This window comes from Cobetia marina (assembly GCF_001720485.1).
GTDB lineage: Bacteria > Pseudomonadota > Gammaproteobacteria > Pseudomonadales > Halomonadaceae > Cobetia > Cobetia marina.
The window spans coordinates 2,938,063-2,955,892 of sequence record NZ_CP017114.1 but is presented as its reverse complement, the minus strand read 5'-3'; the positions used below and the strand labels follow the sequence as shown (position 1 = coordinate 2,955,892).

The window sequence follows — 17,830 nt, the reverse complement described above, 5'->3', positions numbered from 1 at the left end:
GGCTCGCCTCGTGTGAGTTGCCTGTGCTCGCTGCGGGTCATTCCTGTGTCGGGAGCGGTGGTGTCTTCCATGCTCCCGGCCGTGCATGAACAAGGAGAACAAGCATGTTGAAAGTCGGATTTGTCGGTTGGCGTGGCATGGTCGGTTCCGTGCTGATGCAGCGCATGCGTGATGACAACGATTTCGCCGGTATCGAGCCGGTATTCTTCTCCACCTCCCAGGTCGGTCAGGCCGGCCCGGACGTGGGTACGCCGGTGCCAGCGCTCAAGGATGCCAATGACATCAATGAGCTGAAGGCGTTGGACGTCATCGTCACCTGTCAGGGCGGCGACTACACCAAGCAGGTGTTCGGCCCGCTGCGTGAAGCCGGCTGGAAGGGCGACTGGATCGATGCGGCCTCCACCCTGCGCATGGAAAAGGATGCCGTGCTGGTGCTGGACCCGGTCAACCGTCACGTGATTGATGAGAAGATCGGCGCCGGCGCCAACACCTTCGTCGGCGGCAACTGCACCGTCAGCCTGATGCTGATGGGTCTGGGTGGCCTGTTCGAGGCCGGCATGGTCGAGTGGATGACCTCCATGAGCTACCAGGCGGCTTCCGGCAGCGGTGCGCGCCACATGCGTGAGCTGCTGACCCAGATGGGCCAGCTCAATGGCAGCGTGGCCTCGGAGCTTGCAGACCCGGCCAGCGCGATTCTGGATATCGACCGCAAGGTGACCGCCACCATGCGCGGCGATGATTTCGCGACCCAGCAGTTCGGTGCGCCGCTGGCCGGCTCGCTGCTGCCGTGGATCGATTCCCCGATGGAATCCGGTCAGACCCGCGAGGAGTGGAAGGCCGGTGTCGAGGCCAACAAGATTCTCGATAGCCAAGGCAACCCGATCATGATCGATGGGCTGTGCGTGCGGATCGGTGCGATGCGCTCCCACTCCCAGGCCTTCACCGTCAAGCTCAAGCAGGACGTGCCGCTGGACGAGATCGAAGACCGCCTGGCCAAGCACAATGACTGGGTCAAGGTCGTCGCCAACACCAAGGAAGACAGCCTCAAGCACCTGACACCGGCTGCTGCTACCGGCACCCTGACCGTTCCGGTCGGCCGTCTGCGCAAGCTGGCGATGGGTGGTGAATACCTGTCTGCCTTCAGCGTGGGTGACCAGCTGCTGTGGGGGGCCGCGGAGCCGCTCAAGCGCATGCTGACCATTCTGCGGGAACATCGCGCCGCCTGATCATCACGATGGCTGGCCCTCGCGGTTGAGTGCCATGGCGTGATGCAAGACGTCGCCCCCGACTCTTCGGAGCCGGGGGCGATTTTTTTGCGGTCGAAAATCCTGCAATCGAATATCCATGCACTCGAACTTCCCTGGCGAATGTCCTGGCGGGCCATGCCCGGGTCCCCTGTCATTCCCCGAATGCCCAATGAAGGGTGATTACGATGGTCGGTCGTGCCGATGATCGGCAGTGCCATGGGCATCAGATGACCGGCATGTCATTCCAATGACTGACCGGCTTCATTCCGGCTTGCGCATTTTTTGCGAATTTGGCTGGCGATGTTGATGCATGATGGCATCTCGTATGCATATTTGAGTATCGTGTCAGCCGGATGAGGTGGAGCTGGTCACTCCTGTCATCCGGGGAGCAGGTGGGCTATCAGAGGGGACGACGCCCGCTAGCGTTGAAATTTTTCTGGCTGAGTCGCGCCTTGCCTGAATCATGAGGCGGACTCTCTGGTATCTTATATGTAAGAATACGTAACATAATGCGCCGGCCGGACACTGAATCGGTCGCATACGAAGGGACACTCAATGGGACGCAAGCTTCCTCTCGCACTGGCGATCTCCTTCGCCATCTATAGTGCTCAGGCCTTGGCGGTCGGCATGGAATCGCCGCGATTGCGCTCGAATCTGAATCAACCGCTGGATGCCCGCATCGGCCTGACAGATACCTCCGGGCTTGATAGCAGCCTGATCAAGGCGAACGTCTCCGATGCCGCCGCCTTTGCGCGTGCCGGTGTGGACCGCAGCTATGTCAGTGATGACGTCAAGGTGGCCATCAAGCAGCAGGGCAGCCGCTATTATCTTCAGCTGACCACCAACGGGGCGGTACGTGAGCCCTATGTGGATCTGCTGCTGGACGTCGAGTGGCCCAATGGCAAGCTGCAGCGTCAGGTCACGCTGCTGTTCGATCCGGCGGGCTATTCCAGCCAGCCGGCACTGGTGACGCCTTCTGGTGCGCGCTCACGTCCGTTGGCCGACACGGGGTCGACACCCTCGCGTTCCGTGGTCTTCCGTGACAGTGGTCAGTCGTCCTCGGCAAGCGCTGCGCCCGCGGCGGGCGAAACGCCGTCAAGCATCAAGGTACGCAGTGGCGATTCCCTGTGGACCATCGCACGACGCGTGCGTCCGGATGCCGGGGTCAGCATCCGTCAGGCCATGCTGGCGATTCAGGAAGCCAATCCCAGTGCCTTCCCGGGCGGCAACATCAACAAGCTGAGGGCGGGGGTGGTCCTGAGCGTTCCCGATCGCGCCACCATGCTGGGCCGCTCGCGCACGGCGGCCGATCGCGAAGTGCGTGAGCAATATCAGCAGTGGGTCGCGGGGGCGCAAGGCAAGACCATTCCTGCCCCGGCCAGCAAGAAGACGACGCCCGCGTCTCCGAAGGATACCGCCACGGCCAGTGAGACGCCCGCTGCAGCGCCCGCTCCCAGCGGCCCCGCCAGTGCGGGTGCTGACGGCAAGCCGCGCCTGACGCTGATCGATGAAGAGGCCACGCCGGCGAGCAAGGCGGCCGCCAGTACGCAGATTTCCGCGGGCAGCCAGCAGGCCATCGATGAGCTGTCGGATCGCCTCGAATCGCTGGAAGACCAGTTGCTGACCAACCAGCAGCGTCTGGATCAACTGGAGCAGGAGCGTGACGACCTGCGCAGTGAAGTCGCTTCATTGCGCAGTGAAGTCGGTGAGCTGCGTGCTTCCCTAGCCGAGCGTACCGAGCAGCTGGAAACGGCCAAGGTATTGCTGGCCAAGCAGAACCGTCTGCTGGTCAACAGCGGCATCACTCCCTTGACACTACCCGAGAGTCTGGTCGCTGCCGGGGTGGATCTGGGCCAGCCGCGTGATGGTGAAGGCAATCTCGTGTTGCCCAGCCAGCCTTGGCCGCAGGCGACGTGGAAGTGGGTACAGGACAATCTGATGATGGTGGGCGGCGCGGCGGGAGCATTGCTGTTGCTGCTGTTGCTGTTGCTGCGTCGTCGCTCGGGGCCGAAGGATGACTCCAGCATGAGCTTCGCGGATGCCGTGCGTCACAACGACCAGGACCTGCAGGACCCGTCACGGGGTGCCTTTGGAGCTGCAGCGGGTACCGCTGACAGACAGGTCCCGGAAGAGACGTCCGCAGTGGCAAGTCGTGGCTCTCACACTCTTGAGCCTCTGGCCCAGCCTGAGGCCGCTGCCATCAGCGAGGCGGATATCTTCATCGCCTATGGACGCTTCGATCAGGCGCAAGCCCTGCTGGAAACCGGCCTTGCAGACGATGAGAGTCGTCAGGACCTGCGTCTCAAGCTGATGGGTGTGCATGGAGAACTTGGCAATCTCGAGGCGCTGAATCACGAAAGCGAGAAGGTATTGGCGGCGGGCAATGCAGAAGAGCGTGAAGAGGCTCAGGCGCTGCTCAACCGTTATGCCGGAATGGGTAGCCCCATGCGTGCCGCCATGGGTGGCGCGGTGGCCGCAAGCAACGTGACGCATCTCTCCGGTGTCGTCAGTCAATATGCCCAGTCCCTACGTGTGCCATCCTCGGCCAGCGCAGCCTCTGAAAGGCTGGCGGCAGGTGGCGCGAACCTGCAGGACGATGAGCGCGAGCCGGAGGGTGACGTGTCTGACTCTTCAGGCGAAGGGCAGGACAGTGGCTCGTTCGAGGATGACTTGCACGCTGATGCCGCCGTCACGAATGACACTCCGGCAGACGTGGGAGTCGCATTCGAGCCCGGCCTCAAGGGCAAGAGTCCCGAGCACGGAAAGGCGGCACCCGATACCAGTTTCTTCAGTGACAACGTGATCGATTACCAGGCGCCGGAACTGACGCTTGATGACGGTGTGGAGCCTGCGGCAGTGGCAAGTGCCGAGAAGGCGGACGAGGCGCTCAAGGGTGAGGCGGTCGAATTTACCTCCGCCTCCATCGATGAGGAAGGTGAATCTGCGAAATCCAGTGCACCTTCAGGCGACGAGGTGGCGCCTGCAAGCGCCTTTTCAGCAGCCGACGAGTTGCCGTCGCTGGATAGCATGACGCTGGAAGAGGTGGATGTCCCTCGTCGTGATATCTCGCAATTCGAGGTGGAGGAAGTGGCGTTCGAGTCCGGGGATCAGGATAATGCCTATCCCTCTGTCGGCATGGCAGGGGCAGGGGCTGGCGCCCAGGACAGCGTGGCTTTCCAGCAGCTCGAGGAAGCCCGCCAGTTGCTGGTGGATGGTGAGGATGATCAAGCGGCAGCGCTGCTTGAGCCGCTCGCCTCCGCCAGTGACGGGATGATCCGTGAAGAGGCGCTGGCGTTGATGGAGCGCTTTGGTCTGACCTGATGCCCTTTTTTACACCGCTTGATGATAATGAAAGACGCCCGGGGCGCATCGCTCTGGGCGTCGAGTATGATGGCAGCCGCTATTGCGGTTGGCAGCGCCTCAGCCACGCACCTTCCGTGCAGGAAACGCTTGAAAAGGCGCTTTCCAAGGTGGCTTCCACTCCCATCACCGTCCACTGCAGCGGGCGCACCGATTCAGGTGTGCACGCCGTGCGTCAGGTCGTGCACTTCGATACCCCCGTGGGCCGCAGCCGCAAGGCATGGCGCATGGGCGGCAACGTCAATCTTCCCCCGGATATCGGTATCCATTGGGCGGTCCCCGTTCCCGATGACTTCCATGCCCGATTCAGCGCCATCGCGCGTCGTTATCGCTACATGATCATCAATCAGCCTTTTAGGCCAGTGATGGAGCGACACAACGCCACCTGGTGTCGTGAACCCCTGAATGTCGCCGACATGCAGGCGGCGGCCGCCCATCTGGTAGGGGAGCTGGACTTCTCGGCCTTCCGTGCGGCAGGTTGTCAGTCGCGCTCGCCACGACGCCACGTGCATTTCATCGAGGTGAGTCGTCACGGCCAGCTGGTCATGATCGACATCCAGGCGAATGCCTTCCTGCACCACATGGTGCGCAATATCGCCGGTACCTTGATGGCCATCGGGCGTGGCGAGAAGCCTGTCGAGTGGATCGTCGAGCTGATGCGCGGGGGAGATCGCACGCGCTCGAGTGCCACGGCAGCAGCCACGGGACTTCACTTCGTCGACGTCATCTATCCGCCGCGCTATGAGCTGCCCAGGGAGCCGCTCGGGCCTGGTCTGGTGGCCCATCTCGGGGAGTGGACGGGAGAGCGTCCCTTGCCGGATTGCCCGATGGTACGCTCACGCCTGGCCCGTGCCGAAGCCGAGGGTGCCGAAGAGGCTCGGGCGGCAGGCAAGCTCAGTGAAAAGGAAGCCATTCGGCTGGCAAGCGTTGCCCGTGAGGCCGAGCGTCTCAGTCGGGAACATGAACAAGCGATTCCTGCGGCAGGCGCAGGGTCGCCTGTCGCGGGGGCGCCCGCCGCAGGATCGTCCGCCGCAGGATCGCCTGTCGCACAGAATGAATCCTCACGTTGAACGGAGTGATCCCATGACCGAGATGAGCGCTCGAGCGAGCCAGCGTACCCGAATCAAGATCTGCGGATTGACACGTGAACAGGATATCGCCGGCGCCGTGGCGGCAGGTGCCGATGCGCTGGGGTTCGTGCTGTGGGCGGGCAGCAAGCGGGCGGTGGACGTTGCTCGCCTGGCGGAGCTTTCGCGCCTGGTGCCGGCATTCGTGATGCGTGTCGGATTGTTCGTCGATGCCAGTGAGGCTGAAGTGGCCGCCGCTGCCCCGCATCTCGATCTGCTGCAATTCCATGGCAACGAAACGCCCGAGCAGTGCCGCGCCGCTGGCCGCCCCTATATCAAGGCGTTGCGCATGCGTGACGGGATCGACCTGGCGGCAGAGGCAGAACGCTTCCATGACGCACGCGGGCTGCTGCTGGATGCCTATCGTCCCGGTGTCCCCGGTGGTACTGGCGAGACCTTTGACTGGTCGCGCATCCCTCGAGAATTGCCCCTGCCAGTGATCCTGGCGGGCGGGCTCGAGGCCGGCAACGTGACGGAGGCGGTCAGGCAGGTAGCGCCCCACGCGGTCGATGTCTCGGGAGGGGTAGAGTCTGCCCCTGGTGAGAAGTCACGGGAGCGCCTCCAGGCGTTCTGTCAGGCAGTACGAGCCGCCGACTGACAACACTGATGCCCTGCGCGGCATGCCGCAAGGCCTGCGCGGGACAGGCGCAACACTGGACTCCACAAGGCAATTGGCATCTCGCACTACCCGCAAGGGGGGCGAAGCCGCTACAATGTTTGCCAGAATCTGGAAAAGGGGCCGTACGACCAATGGGTTGCACGGTCTTTTCCTTTGGCGCCACTGACTTCCTCCAGCGTCCCGAGACAAGGGGGCGAAGAGGGTGTCAGTCGTTGCCCGCCACGTCCTTGCCTCCCGGAGAGGTGGGCGTGTGCCAACTCGCATGGCCGCCGACAGTCGTCGAGCGGTGCCCAGAACAGCAGCAAAACGGAAGCCTCCCCACCATGAGCTGGCTTGACAAGATTGTGCCGTCAATGAGCCGTATCCAACGCAAGGATCGGCGCACCTCCATTCCTGATGGCCTGTGGCGTAAATGCCCCAAGTGCGAAGCAGTCCTGTACCTTCCGGAGCTGACCAAGCACGACAACGTCTGCCCGAAGTGTGACCACCATCTGCGTCTCACTGCGCGTGCCCGTCTGTCCTGGTTCCTCGACAGCGAGGGTCGCGAGGAGATCGCGGCAGATCTGGAGCCGGTCGATCGCCTCAAGTTCCGCGATTCCAAGAAGTACAAGGATCGCCTGAGCGCCGCCCAGAAGCAGACGTCCGAGAAGGATGCGCTGGTCGCCATGCGCGGCACGCTTTCCGGACAGCCTGTCGTGGCCGTTGCCTTCGAATTCAGCTTCATGGGCGGCTCGATGGGGGCCATCGTCGGTGAGAAGTTCGTGCGTGCCGCCGAACTCGCGCTGGCGGAAGAAGTGCCGCTGGTATGCTTCGCGGCCTCCGGTGGCGCGCGCATGCAGGAAGCACTGTTCTCCCTGATGCAGATGGCCAAGACCTCCGCTGCGCTCGAGAAGCTCAAGCAGGCAGGCGTACCGTACATCAGCGTGCTGACGGATCCGGTCTTCGGTGGCGTATCGGCATCGCTTGCCATGCTGGGCGACCTGAACGTTGCCGAGCCGAATGCCCTGATCGGCTTCGCTGGCCCGCGTGTCATCGAGCAGACCGTGCGCGAGAAACTGCCGGAAGGCTTCCAGCGTTCAGAGTTCCTGCTCGAGCATGGCGCGGTCGACATGATCATCCATCGTCGCGACATGCGTGAGCGTCTGTCCAGCATCCTGCTCAAGCTGCAGGGTCTGCCGGTCAAGGCTGACGTGCAGGCACCGGTGGTAGATGCCACGGAAGTCGTCGTCGAAGGTGAGGCTGTCGAGGCTGCACCGAGCGAGCCGCAGCCTGCAGAGCCGCGCTCCGCGGTTGACAGCGTGCTTGACGAGACATTCTCCGCCGACAAGCCGCAAGGCGATCGTCGCGATGGCTGAGCAGGCCAATGCGCCGGGCCACTGCAGCACCCGAGAGGTGCTGCAGTCCCGTGAGCGGCCTCCGCTGAGCGTTGCTGCCCTGCATGAGGCCGTGCCACGCGAGCTGTCACTGCAAGACTGGCTTTCGCGTCTGGAGCGCCAGCATCCCGTCAGCATCGACATGGGGCTCGCCCGCGTGCAATGCGTGGCTGAGCGTCTGGGGCTTGTCGGCCCCGGGGCTCGTCGCATTGGCGAGCGGGTCATCACCGTGGCCGGTACCAACGGCAAGGGCTCCACGGTCGCCATGCTCGAGGCGCTCGGGCGTGCGCATGGTCTGACGACCGCGACTTACACCTCTCCGCACCTGCTGCATTACAACGAGCGCGTGACCCTCGATGGGCAGCACGCCAGTGACGACGAGCTGATCACTGCCTTCGAGCAGGTGGATTCGGCGCGTCATTCGGATGCGGGAGATGGGCAGGGCGTGATCAGCCTGACCTACTTCGAGGCCGGCACGCTCGCTGGCCTGTGGTTGATCGCTCAGCGACAGCCACGGTTGGCGATTCTGGAGGTCGGTCTTGGCGGGCGTCTGGATGCCGTCAACATCATCGACTGCGATGTGGCGATGATCACCACCGTGGCACAGGATCATGCTGCCTTCCTGGGCACGGACCTCGAGAACATCGGCTTCGAGAAGGCGGGTATCCTGCGTGCAGGGCGCCCGGCCATCTTCGGCTCCGATCACTTGCCGAGCAGCTGTGCCGAGCACGCCCGCTCGCTGGGTGTGACGCCTCAGGTGCTGTGGCAGGACTTTGTCTGGCAGGACGCCTGCGAGCAGGACCTCGCCTCCCCGGCAAGGTCGTCAGCGGATGGGCTCTGGCACTGGCAGCGACTGAGCGACCCCATCATGACCCTCGAGGCACTTCCGGACCCCGGCCTGCCACGCGACAACGCGGCCAGCGCGCTGAATGCGCTCGTCGCGGCCGGTGTGGCGCTTGAGGTGTCATGCGTGCGCCATGCCATGGCCAATGTCCAGCTCAAGGGGCGCATGCAATGGGTCCAGCGTCATGGGCGTGACTGGTGTCTGGATGTGGGGCACAACCCGCATGCGGCAGGTTATCTGGCCAGTCGTCTGGCGGCGCGTGAGCGTTCCGCTCGACCGCGTCTGGTGCTGCTGGCCATGCTGGGAGACAAGGACGCACGAGGCGTGATCGAGGCGCTGTCGCCCGTGGTGGATGGCTTCGTCGTGGCGACACTGGGCGGCGAGCGTGCTCGCCAGGCCAGTGAGCTGGCTGCCGTGGTGCGTGCCGGCCAGGGGACCGTGCTGGCGGAATGTGATTCGGTCGCTGAGGCGGCGGATTGGCTGGTGGAGCATGCCACCGCGGGGGAGGTGCTGGTCTGCGGCTCCTTCTTCACGGTCGGCGAAGCGCTGGCATGGCTTGACGACGAGGATGCCTGAGGTGAAGCAGGACCGCGGTCATTGGAATCCGGGTGCAAGGGAGATGGCACGATGAAATATGGCAAGCGAGAACGGATCAGCGGCGCAGTCATCCTGTTGGCTCTGGGCGTGATCTTCATCCCGATGTTGTTTGATGAGCCGCCGGCCCGTGATGAGCGTCCCAGTCCGGTGATGACATTGGGCAAGCCGGTGGATATCGACCGTTCGACGGTGGATGCACCGCAGCCCCCCAGCGAGCTGAAGATTGGTACCGATGTCCCCATCACCTTCGTGGATGGCAATGGCAAGGTGCGTGACAGTGATCCCGGACCCGGCATCGAAAACGCCTCCGAGTCGCGAGCTCGCGTGGCGGAGGCGCAGCAGCTGTCGCCGACCAGATCCGTGTCCAGCAGCGAGCCGAAGGCTGCGCCGACACCGCAGCCCAAGCCGGCCCCGACGCCCAAGCCAGAGCCCAAGCCGGCGCCTGAGCCCAAGCCTGCCGTTGCCGCCAGCGCGCCATCTTCTTCCGCCGGTGGCTGGGCGGTGCAGGTCGGCAGCTTCGGCAAGCCGGCCAACGCCGAGCGACTCCAGAAGGACCTGCAGAGCAAGGGATTCGCGGCCTATCGCGTCGCGCGGGATGGCAATCTGACCGTGGTATTCGTCGGTCCCTACAAATCTTCCGAGATTGGTGAGTCCGCGCGCTCTCGCCTTCAGGAGCAGGTCAATATCAAGGGCCTTCTGGTGCGCCGGAAGGAGGGTGAGTGAACGCGCTGGTCTGGATCGATTGGTTGTGTCTGGGGTTGCTGATCATCTCCGTGTTGCTGGGGTTGATGCGTGGTCTGCTCAGCGAGGCGCTGGGACTGGCAGGCTGGCTGGTGGCCCTGGTGGCGGCACGCCAGTTCGGGGCGGAAGCCGGGGCCCTGCTCGACGAGGTGATCCTGTCTCCGGGCATTCGCACCGCGGTCGGCTTCGTGCTGGTGGTACTGGGCACGGTGCTGGTCTGGGGATTGATGCTGCGTCTGCTCGAACGCCTGGTCCAGGCGGTCGGCATGGGGGGCTTCAATCGCCTGCTGGGGGGTGTCTTCGGCGCGCTTCGGGCGGCGGTGATCCTGGTGCTGGTGACGGCTGTCGTCGGCCTGACACCTCTGCGTGACAGTGCGGACTGGCAGGCGGCGCAGCTGCGCCCGACGCTGGAGCAGCTGCGCGACTGGTCGCTGGCACGCTACCGTGAGTGGGACACGGGAGGGGATTGGCAGTTGCCGCAGGACGGGACGGCTCCATCCTCACAGACTGCCGGTTTCCAGCAGCAGGCGAGTGGCCTGCTCGAGCGTGCCCGCCACGAAGGCCGCACGCTGAGTGAAGGCGTCAGTCAGCAGGTCGCCGAGCAGTTCATGCGTCAGCAGCATCAGCAGCGTGATGGTGACACCGCAGCACCTTGAGACGACAGAAGCGCCGGGCATTCTTGCTCGGCGCTTTTGTTTTGTCTGTTCGACCCCCCGAGCAGGTCAGCGCGTCGAGGTGCAGCAAGCATCGTGGTATCGATTGACCCATCGGTCAGGTGTTGCCTGTGGTGTGGGCAGGCCTGACAATTGCGGCATGTGAGCACTCATATTGCCATGTGGAGGCGCGCTGATGATGGCTGGCGCCTCCCTCTCCTAGTGTGTATCAGTGAGGTAATGACGGGATGTGCGGGATTGTAGGTTTGATGGCCAACGCCTCGGTAAACCAGGCGCTGTATGACGCGCTGACCGTATTGCAGCATCGTGGGCAGGATGCCGCGGGGATGATGACCTGGCACGAGGGTCGTTTCCTGCTGCGCAAGAGCAATGGCCTGGTGCGTGATGTCTTCCGCACTCGTCACATGCAGCGACTCAAGGGCAACATGGGCATCGGCCATGTTCGCTATCCGACCGCTGGCTCTTCCAGCGAGGCGGAATCGCAGCCGTTCTACGTCAACTCGCCCTACGGCATCACCCTGGCGCACAACGGCAACCTGACCAACTCCGAGCAGCTCAAGCAGGAGCTTTTCTCCTCCGACCTGCGTCATATCAACACCAGCTCCGATTCCGAAGTGCTGCTCAATGTCTTCGCTCACGAGCTGGGCAAGCAGGGCATGCGTCTGGGCGCGGGTGATGTCTTTGATGCGGTACGTCGTGTGCACCGTCGCTGCAAGGGTGGCTATGCCGCCGTGTCGATCATCAACGGCACCGGCCTGGTCGCCTTCCGTGATCCGCACGGGATTCGTCCGGCCTGCTTCGGCAAGCGCGAGGCTGCTGAAGGTACCGAGTACATGATCGCTTCCGAATCCGTGGCGCTGGACGTCGCCGGTTTCGAGCTGATCCGTGACCTGGCACCGGGGGAAGCCGTCTTCATCGACATGGAGCGTCAGCTTCATACCCTGCAGTGCGCTGATGACCCGGTACTCAAGCCGTGCATCTTCGAGCACGTCTATCTGGCGCGTCCGGACTCCCTGCTGGACGGTGCCTATGTCTACGGTACCCGCATGCGCATGGGGGAGAAGCTGGCCGACAAGATCGTGCGGGAATGGCCGGAGCAGGACATCGATGTCGTCATCCCGATTCCGGATACCTCGCGTACGTCCGCTCTCGAGCTGGCTCAGCATCTGGGAGTGACTTACCGCGAAGGCTTCATGAAGAACCGTTACATCGGTCGTACCTTCATCATGCCGGGGCAGACGCTGCGCAAGAAGTCCGTGCGTCAGAAGCTCAACGCCATCGATATCGAGTTTGCCGGCAAGAACGTGCTGCTGGTGGATGATTCCATCGTGCGTGGCACCACCTGCAACGAGATCATCCAGATGGCCCGTGAGGCGGGCGCGAAGAATGTCTACTTCGCCTCGGCGGCGCCAGCGGTTCGCTATCCCAATGTGTACGGTATCGACATGCCGGCCGCGGAAGAGCTGATCGCCCATGGTCGTACCGAGAGGGAAATCGCGGATCTGATCGGCGCGGATCGTCTGTTCTATCAGGATCTCGATGACCTGAAGGACGCCTGTCGCGAGGTCAATCCTGCCCTCGACGAGTTCGACTGCTCCGTGTTCGATGGCATCTACGTGACCGGCGATATCGATGAGGCCTACCTCAACGACCTGCAGGCCTCACGCAACGATGGTGCCAAGAACGCAGGCGAGACCCACGCGGTCGTGGATCTGCACAACGATTCCGAAGACATCGACTGACCCCATGACCTGTCTCGCGTGACAGGTCATGGCAGGGTGAGTGATTCGCAACGGGCTCCGGAGAAATCCGGGGCCCGTTGCGCGTTCAAAACCGGTAACATTGACCGACAGCTTTCTGCTCTGTTTCCCGGCTCATGAAAGAAGCGCCCGCGGCGCGTAACCTGACAATCCCGTGAGCCATGTCATCCGAGACAGAGATCAGCGGATTCCATCAGTAGAGGTACTGGACACCATGCACGACGACAATCTTTCCCGCGCCGACCTTTCCCGCGATGAGCTGGGACTGGAGACGCTCGCCATCCGCGCCGGTCACTTGCGTGGCGGTGAGCAGGAGCACGGCGAGCCCATCTACACCACGTCCAGCTTCGTCTATGGCAGTGCGGCCGAGGCGGCAGCCAAGTTCGGTGGTGACGAAGCCGGCAACATCTACTCGCGCTTCACCAACCCGACGGTGCGCTTCTTCGAGGAGCGACTGGCGGCAATGGAGGGCGGTGAGCGCTGCGTGGCCACCAGCTCCGGCATGGCCGCGATCATGTCCACCGTGCTGGCCCTGCTGGAAGCCGGGGATGAGATCGTCGCCTCGCGTTCCATCTTCGGCTCCAGTGTGAGCCTGTTCACCAAGTACTTCGGCAAGCTGGGCATCACCACGCGCTTCGTCGAACTGGGGGATCTCGAGGCCTGGCGCGCGGCCATCACACCGTCCACCAAGCTGCTGTTCGCCGAGACGCCGTCCAACCCGTTGTCCGAGATCGGTGACATCAAGGCGCTGGCAGCGCTGGCACATGAACATGATGCATGGCTTGCCATCGACAACTGCTTCTGCACCCCGGCATTGCAGCGTCCGCTGACCCTGGGCGCGGATATCGTCATCCACTCCGCCACCAAGTATCTGGATGGGCAGGGGCGGACTCTGGGCGGGGCAGTGGTCGGCAGCAGCGCGTTGATGGAAGAGGTCTTCGGCGTGGTGCGGACGTGCGGGCCCTGCCTGAGTCCCTTCAATGCCTGGGTCTTCCTCAAGGGACTGGAGACGCTCAACATTCGCATGGAGGCCCACTGTGCACGTGCGCTGGAGCTGGCGCACTGGCTGGAAGCGCATCCTGCGGTCGAGCGCGTCCACTATTCAGGCCTCGAGAGTCATCCGCAGCATGCGCTCGCCAAGGCTCAGCAGAAGGCCTTCGGTGCCGTGCTGGGGGTGGTCATCAAGGGAGGTCGTGAAGGGGCCTGGTCGGTCATCGATGCCACGCGCATCCTGTCGATCACCGGCAACCTCGGTGATGTGAAGACCACCATCACGCATCCTGCCACCACCACGCATGGCCGCTTGAGTGATGAGCAGAAAGCGGCCGCCGGTATCGTGGACGGCATGGTGCGCATCGCAGTGGGCCTGGAAGATCTCGATGACATCAAGCGTGATCTGGCGCTTGGGTTGGATCGCCTGGCGTCTGCATGAGTCGACCAGCACTGTCGTGAGGGAACGCCCGGCCATGCCGGGCGTTTCTGCATCTGCTCGGCCATGACGGTGGCCGGTGTCTCGGGAAGAGAGCGCTCAGCGCCGGCATGGCTGGCGCGGCATGATGAGAAAGGGGTGGGACTATCGCTTGGCGCGTGGCAGGCCAGTGGGTAAGCTGGCAGCCATGGGAAGACATCATCACGCTACGGTGTCGTATCGCGGTTCAGAGCGTCGATCACGGCAGGTGGGCTCACGCTCGGCGCGTTGGATGACAGGACAGGGAGACAAGCATGTGGCGCAATAGTCGTCGGGGGTGGGGCTGGCCCGTCATCGTGATGCACTGGCTGTCGGCGCTGGCCATCATCGGCCTCTTCGCCCTCGGGTGGTGGATGACATCACTGGGCTATTATGATCGCTGGTATCAGCTGGGTCCCTGGTGGCATCGCTCCGTGGGCGTGGTGCTGTTCGTGATCACGTTGCTGCGCCTTGTCTGGCGAGCCATGCAGCCGACGCCACAGGCGCATGGCTCCCGCATCGAGCAGCGGGCGGCGCGCATCGGGCATGCCTTGCTGTATGCATTGCTGTTGCTGGTGATGATCTCGGGGTATCTGATCTCGACGGCGGATGGACGAGCCATCAGCGTATTCGGGCTGTTTGACGTGCCTGCCTTGCTCAGCGGGATGAAGGATCAGGCGACGTTGGCAGGAGACGTTCACTGGTACGCGGCCTGGGCGCTTGTCATCCTGTCGCTTGGTCACGCCGCTGCCGCCTTCAAGCATCATCTGATGGAGGGCCAGGACACGTTGCGACGTATGCTCTGGCCGCTGCGCTGAAAGGAATTGCCGGCCACCACGGCGGCACCATGCATGACGAATCCTCAAGGAGCTAGGACATGAACGACACATCCCTGACACCCAAGGCCTTCTCGCTCGGCAAGACGTTCGCTGGCGGCCTTCTGGCAGCGGCACTCCCCTTGATGGCGGGCCAGGCTCAGGCCTCGGACTATGTCATTGACACCAAGGGCCAGCACGCCTTCATCCAGTTCAAGATCAGCCATCTCGGCTACTCCTACGTCCTGGGTGAGTTCAAGGACTTCACGGGGACCTTCCGCTATGACGAGGGTCAGCCCGAGGCGTCAAGCGTCAAGGTCGAAGTCGATGTCGACAGCCTGGACAGCGCCCACGCCGAGCGAGACAAGCACATCAAGTCCGCTGATTTCCTGGATGCTTCCGAGTACCCGACGGCGTCTTTCGTCTCCACCGGGTTCACCTCTTCCGGTGATGGTGCCGGCAAGCTGACGGGGGATCTGACACTGCATGGCGAGACGCAGCCGATCACCATCGATGTCGATCACATCGGCGGTGGCGAAGACCCCTGGGGCGGCTATCGTCAGGGCTTCGAGGGCACCACCACGCTCAAGCTCGCCGACTATGGCATCGACACCTCCAAGCTTGGGCCAGCGGCCGCGACGGTCGACATGTACCTGGTGGTGGAAGGTATCCGTCAGTAACGGTGCCATCCGTTGCATGACCTGAGCGAATTGCCTCAGTGATCGAAGAGAACGCCCCTGTCATGTGATTGACAGGGGCGTTCTCGTATCGGCGGCCAGACTGGCGCAGGAGGTCGGTGCTCAACCACGCAGTGCGAGGTAGCTGCCGGCACCGATCATCAGGCTGGCAGCACTGCGGTTGAGGCGTCTGACGGCTCGCGTCGAGCGCAGATGGCGACGAATGCGGCCTGCGGCGTAACCGACAGGGACGACCCCGATCAGCAAGGCACTGAGATTGAGAGCGGCCGCGATCACGATATCGCCACCACTCAGGCGGGTGATGTCCATGAAGGTCGGCAGAAAGGCGATGTAGAACAGGATGACCTTGGGGTTGGAGGCCGAGATCAGGAAGCCTTGCAGGAAGCCACGCCACCAGCTTCCGCGTATGTCGGGAATTTCCGTGTCTTCCAGGCTGGGTCGGCAGGTCCAGAGCTTGTACCCCAGGTAGATCAGATAGGCGGCCCCCAGCAGGCGGATGACCAGAAAGAGCTCGCTCCAATGGGTCGCCAGTGCCGAGAGCCCGAAGACGGCCGCCAGCATGTAGCAGACGTCACTGAGGCTCATGCCGACGGCCATCGGGACACAGGCATTGCCTCCCTGGCTCATGCCACGCGCCATCAGGGCGAGGATTCCGGGGCCGGGAGTGATCCCGAAGAGGAAGATGGCAAGGAAGAAGGTCAGTCCTGATTCAAGCGTCATGAGGATTTCCTGTCGTGGAAGGCGCATCGTGGGCAACGCCTCTGTCATGAGTCGAGTATATCGCCTGTACATGGCGCGCGGACAATGAAACCGATGCGCTTGGCATGCAGGCGGAAGCCGTTGGTGGGGCTGTTGCAGGAGGGGGTCGGTCGCGATCAGGCTGAGGCCTTCGGGCCAGTCAGGAGTGGCACGCCAGGCCAGCCGGTTGCCCGGCTGGTTCCTCGTGTCGTGCTCAGGTAGCGTGCTGCGACGCTTGAGTGCAGGTCAGGTGGGGAGGCCTCGGAAGCTACCGATCCCCCAGGATGAGATGAGGAAAGCTGTCGTCGAGGCAGTTGTGCGGGCGATGCCCGGACACCGGGTTGCCAGTCTGCTCAGTGGATTCGAATGGCTTCACTCGCAGTCGTTCAGGACTGCCCCCGGGAAGTGACGACGCAGCATGCGGTTCTGGAACTCATCGATGAATGAGCAGTTGATGATGATGATGAAGCGCTCGAAGTGCTGGCCCGCGTTATCCTGAGTGATGGAGCTGACGCTGTGGAACAGCTGGTCATCATGGATGTGCAGAACCTCTCCCGGTGCCAGCTCGGTGGTCGCCAGCAACTCGCTGCCGGCCTTGTCGCGGTAGAGGGTATTGATGGCACCACTGACGTTCTCGCGATTGAGTACCAGAATGCTCAAGTACTTGCAGCCATCGGCGTGAATGCCTTGTCCCTGGAGAGGGTCAATGGTGCCGTCGCCGCGGACACCCGTGATCTGCATCAGGATCGGCTCACGCGGCCCGATGCCCCACATGTCGGCCCAGGCCTTGACGAAGGCGCGCACGTCGTCGCGCTCGGTGAACGCCGCTTCCAGCGGATCGTAGTATCTCAGGCGGTCCGCCATGCTGGCAGCATCATTGAAGCGTCCACCCTGCGCCATCGGGCACTCGCCAAGGGTTTCGACTTCCATCTGGTCATTCAGGTGCAGCCAGGACATGCGCTTCCATCGTGTGTTGACGTAAGGGTCACGGGGAAGGTTGTCCAGGAAACCCTGCCAGGCGTTCAAGTCAATGTGTGGAGTGATCGTTGCCTTGCTCCAGTGCTGACGAGCCAGCTCCTCATGCACGCTTGTCGGCCAGTACTCAGAGATCCTGGGCAGCGAGAGAGCGCTATCCTCTGATGACGTTGCCGGGTAGCGATCGTTGAGAGCGCTCTGGTCCAGAGTGAGTTTACGGGAAGCATCGGCCAGCTGACGTACACCACGGTTTACGATGTTCATGCAAGAATTCCTCGATGTTTCGGCATTTAGCGCCTGTTGGAAGGTGTTGCGTTCGCAACGTCGAGGAGAATGGGAAGATGCATGAGAGAGAGTCAAACCAAGCGCGCGGCTTAGAGCGTTAATCTTGCGTAAGTATCATCAATATGGGCGTCTGGGCGATGGAGGGGTATTAGAGGTCTGATCTCCTGGCATCATGTCAGTCATGAGCGGTATTCTTTGTCGCCTTTCGGCGAAAAACGGCATGGGCAATGCGTGACACATGTGCTGGTAGCGTTGAGAGGAGGCGTGTGTCACGGCGGGTTTGGCACTGTGTTTATGCGAGGCAGACACTTAGACTGCTATTGGCTCCAGTGATGTATATCGCGATAACTCAGCGGATTCAGGCAACGTGCGTGTCCCCGCCGAGCACCGGTCGGTAGACAAGATGGTAGGGGAGGTATCCTGGATCATGGCAGATGGGTCTCGTCAGACCGGAAGAGCGACTGGAATTGCGCTCTTTGGAACAGTGGTCGCTGCCATCGCGATCGGCCTGCTGGTGGGGGTCGTGGCAG

General features: G+C 62.8%; 14 protein-coding genes. 12 read left to right on the top strand and 2 right to left on the bottom strand.

The window, feature by feature from the left end; all coding sequences use genetic code 11:
* Positions 1 to 104 precede the first annotated feature (104 nt).
* The 12 genes from asd to BFX80_RS12360 all read left to right on the top strand — a co-directional run bounded on the left by asd (position 105) and on the right by BFX80_RS12360 (position 15,284).
* Positions 105 to 1,226 carry an aspartate-semialdehyde dehydrogenase gene (asd, locus tag BFX80_RS12415; RefSeq protein WP_084209075.1) on the top strand — a complete coding sequence of 374 codons (1,122 nt, stop codon included), beginning with the start codon at positions 105 to 107 and terminating at the stop codon, positions 1,224 to 1,226.
* A 576-nt stretch (positions 1,227 to 1,802) separates the two neighbouring features.
* Positions 1,803 to 4,568, top strand: a complete 2,766-nt coding sequence (locus BFX80_RS12410) for a type IV pilus assembly protein FimV (RefSeq protein WP_084209074.1) — start codon at positions 1,803 to 1,805, stop codon at positions 4,566 to 4,568.
* Positions 4,568 to 5,677: a tRNA pseudouridine(38-40) synthase TruA gene (gene truA / locus BFX80_RS12405; protein ID WP_084209073.1), complete on the top strand. Its 1,110-nt coding sequence runs from the start codon at positions 4,568 to 4,570 to the stop codon at positions 5,675 to 5,677. Before BFX80_RS12410 ends, truA begins: the two co-directional genes overlap by 1 nt.
* Before the next feature lie 22 nt (positions 5,678 to 5,699).
* Complete coding sequence (locus BFX80_RS12400; RefSeq protein ID WP_141392288.1) at positions 5,700 to 6,332, top strand: phosphoribosylanthranilate isomerase; 633 nt, start codon at positions 5,700 to 5,702, stop codon at positions 6,330 to 6,332.
* A 344-nt stretch (positions 6,333 to 6,676) separates the two neighbouring features.
* The gene (accD, locus tag BFX80_RS12395) at positions 6,677 to 7,708 is read left to right on the top strand and encodes an acetyl-CoA carboxylase, carboxyltransferase subunit beta (RefSeq protein WP_077372401.1); all 1,032 of its coding nucleotides are present in this window, start codon (positions 6,677 to 6,679) and stop codon (positions 7,706 to 7,708) included.
* Positions 7,701 to 9,146, top strand: coding sequence for a bifunctional folylpolyglutamate synthase/dihydrofolate synthase (locus BFX80_RS12390; RefSeq protein ID WP_084209071.1), 1,446 nt, complete (start codon positions 7,701 to 7,703; stop codon positions 9,144 to 9,146). Before accD ends, BFX80_RS12390 begins: the two co-directional genes overlap by 8 nt.
* A 51-nt stretch (positions 9,147 to 9,197) precedes the next feature.
* Positions 9,198 to 9,890: an SPOR domain-containing protein gene (locus tag BFX80_RS12385; RefSeq protein ID WP_084209070.1), complete on the top strand. Its 693-nt coding sequence runs from the start codon at positions 9,198 to 9,200 to the stop codon at positions 9,888 to 9,890.
* Entirely contained in the window at positions 9,887 to 10,564 is a 678-nt protein-coding gene (locus BFX80_RS12380) for a CvpA family protein (RefSeq protein WP_084209069.1), read from the top strand. Before BFX80_RS12385 ends, BFX80_RS12380 begins: the two co-directional genes overlap by 4 nt.
* Positions 10,565 to 10,809: 245 nt before the next feature.
* A complete protein-coding gene (purF, locus tag BFX80_RS12375; protein ID WP_077372413.1) occupies positions 10,810 to 12,324 on the top strand; it encodes an amidophosphoribosyltransferase in 1,515 nt (504 codons plus the stop codon).
* Between the two features lie 232 nt (positions 12,325 to 12,556).
* Positions 12,557 to 13,774 (top strand): O-succinylhomoserine sulfhydrylase, encoded by a 1,218-nt coding sequence (locus BFX80_RS12370; RefSeq protein ID WP_077372415.1) that lies wholly within the window; start codon positions 12,557 to 12,559, stop codon positions 13,772 to 13,774.
* A 290-nt stretch (positions 13,775 to 14,064) separates the two neighbouring features.
* Complete coding sequence (locus BFX80_RS12365) at positions 14,065 to 14,607, top strand: cytochrome b (RefSeq protein WP_077372418.1); 543 nt, start codon at positions 14,065 to 14,067, stop codon at positions 14,605 to 14,607.
* Positions 14,608 to 14,666: 59 nt separating this feature from the next.
* Complete coding sequence (locus tag BFX80_RS12360) at positions 14,667 to 15,284, top strand: YceI family protein (RefSeq protein ID WP_077372421.1); 618 nt, start codon at positions 14,667 to 14,669, stop codon at positions 15,282 to 15,284.
* Between the two features lie 120 nt (positions 15,285 to 15,404).
* On the opposite strand, the gene BFX80_RS12355 is transcribed toward BFX80_RS12360, so the two are convergent.
* The gene (locus BFX80_RS12355) at positions 15,405 to 16,022 is read right to left on the bottom strand and encodes a LysE family translocator (RefSeq protein ID WP_084209068.1); all 618 of its coding nucleotides are present in this window, start codon (positions 16,020 to 16,022) and stop codon (positions 15,405 to 15,407) included.
* 390 nt (positions 16,023 to 16,412) lie between these two features.
* Positions 16,413 to 17,279 carry a 2OG-Fe dioxygenase family protein gene (locus tag BFX80_RS12350; RefSeq protein WP_077372427.1) on the bottom strand — a complete coding sequence of 289 codons (867 nt, stop codon included), beginning with the start codon at positions 17,277 to 17,279 and terminating at the stop codon, positions 16,413 to 16,415.
* Between the last annotated feature and the right edge of the window lie 551 nt (positions 17,280 to 17,830).

Bases quoted from the DNA above. Each gene is read 5' to 3' on its own strand.
- asd (WP_084209075.1), top strand. From the start codon at position 105: ATGTTGAAAGTCGGATTTGTCGGTTGGCGTGGCATGGTCGGTTCCGTG.
- BFX80_RS12410 (WP_084209074.1), top strand. From the start codon at position 1,803: ATGGGACGCAAGCTTCCTCTCGCACTGGCGATCTCCTTCGCCATCTAT.
- truA (WP_084209073.1), top strand. From the start codon at position 4,568: ATGCCCTTTTTTACACCGCTTGATGATAATGAAAGACGCCCGGGGCGC.
- BFX80_RS12400 (WP_141392288.1), top strand. From the start codon at position 5,700: ATGAGCGCTCGAGCGAGCCAGCGTACCCGAATCAAGATCTGCGGATTG.
- accD (WP_077372401.1), top strand. From the start codon at position 6,677: ATGAGCTGGCTTGACAAGATTGTGCCGTCAATGAGCCGTATCCAACGC.
- BFX80_RS12390 (WP_084209071.1), top strand. From the start codon at position 7,701: ATGGCTGAGCAGGCCAATGCGCCGGGCCACTGCAGCACCCGAGAGGTG.
- BFX80_RS12385 (WP_084209070.1), top strand. From the start codon at position 9,198: ATGAAATATGGCAAGCGAGAACGGATCAGCGGCGCAGTCATCCTGTTG.
- purF (WP_077372413.1), top strand. From the start codon at position 10,810: ATGTGCGGGATTGTAGGTTTGATGGCCAACGCCTCGGTAAACCAGGCG.
- BFX80_RS12370 (WP_077372415.1), top strand. From the start codon at position 12,557: ATGCACGACGACAATCTTTCCCGCGCCGACCTTTCCCGCGATGAGCTG.
- BFX80_RS12365 (WP_077372418.1), top strand. From the start codon at position 14,065: ATGTGGCGCAATAGTCGTCGGGGGTGGGGCTGGCCCGTCATCGTGATG.
- BFX80_RS12360 (WP_077372421.1), top strand. From the start codon at position 14,667: ATGAACGACACATCCCTGACACCCAAGGCCTTCTCGCTCGGCAAGACG.
- BFX80_RS12355 (WP_084209068.1), bottom strand. From the start codon at position 16,022: ATGACGCTTGAATCAGGACTGACCTTCTTCCTTGCCATCTTCCTCTTC.
- BFX80_RS12350 (WP_077372427.1), bottom strand. From the start codon at position 17,279: ATGAACATCGTAAACCGTGGTGTACGTCAGCTGGCCGATGCTTCCCGT.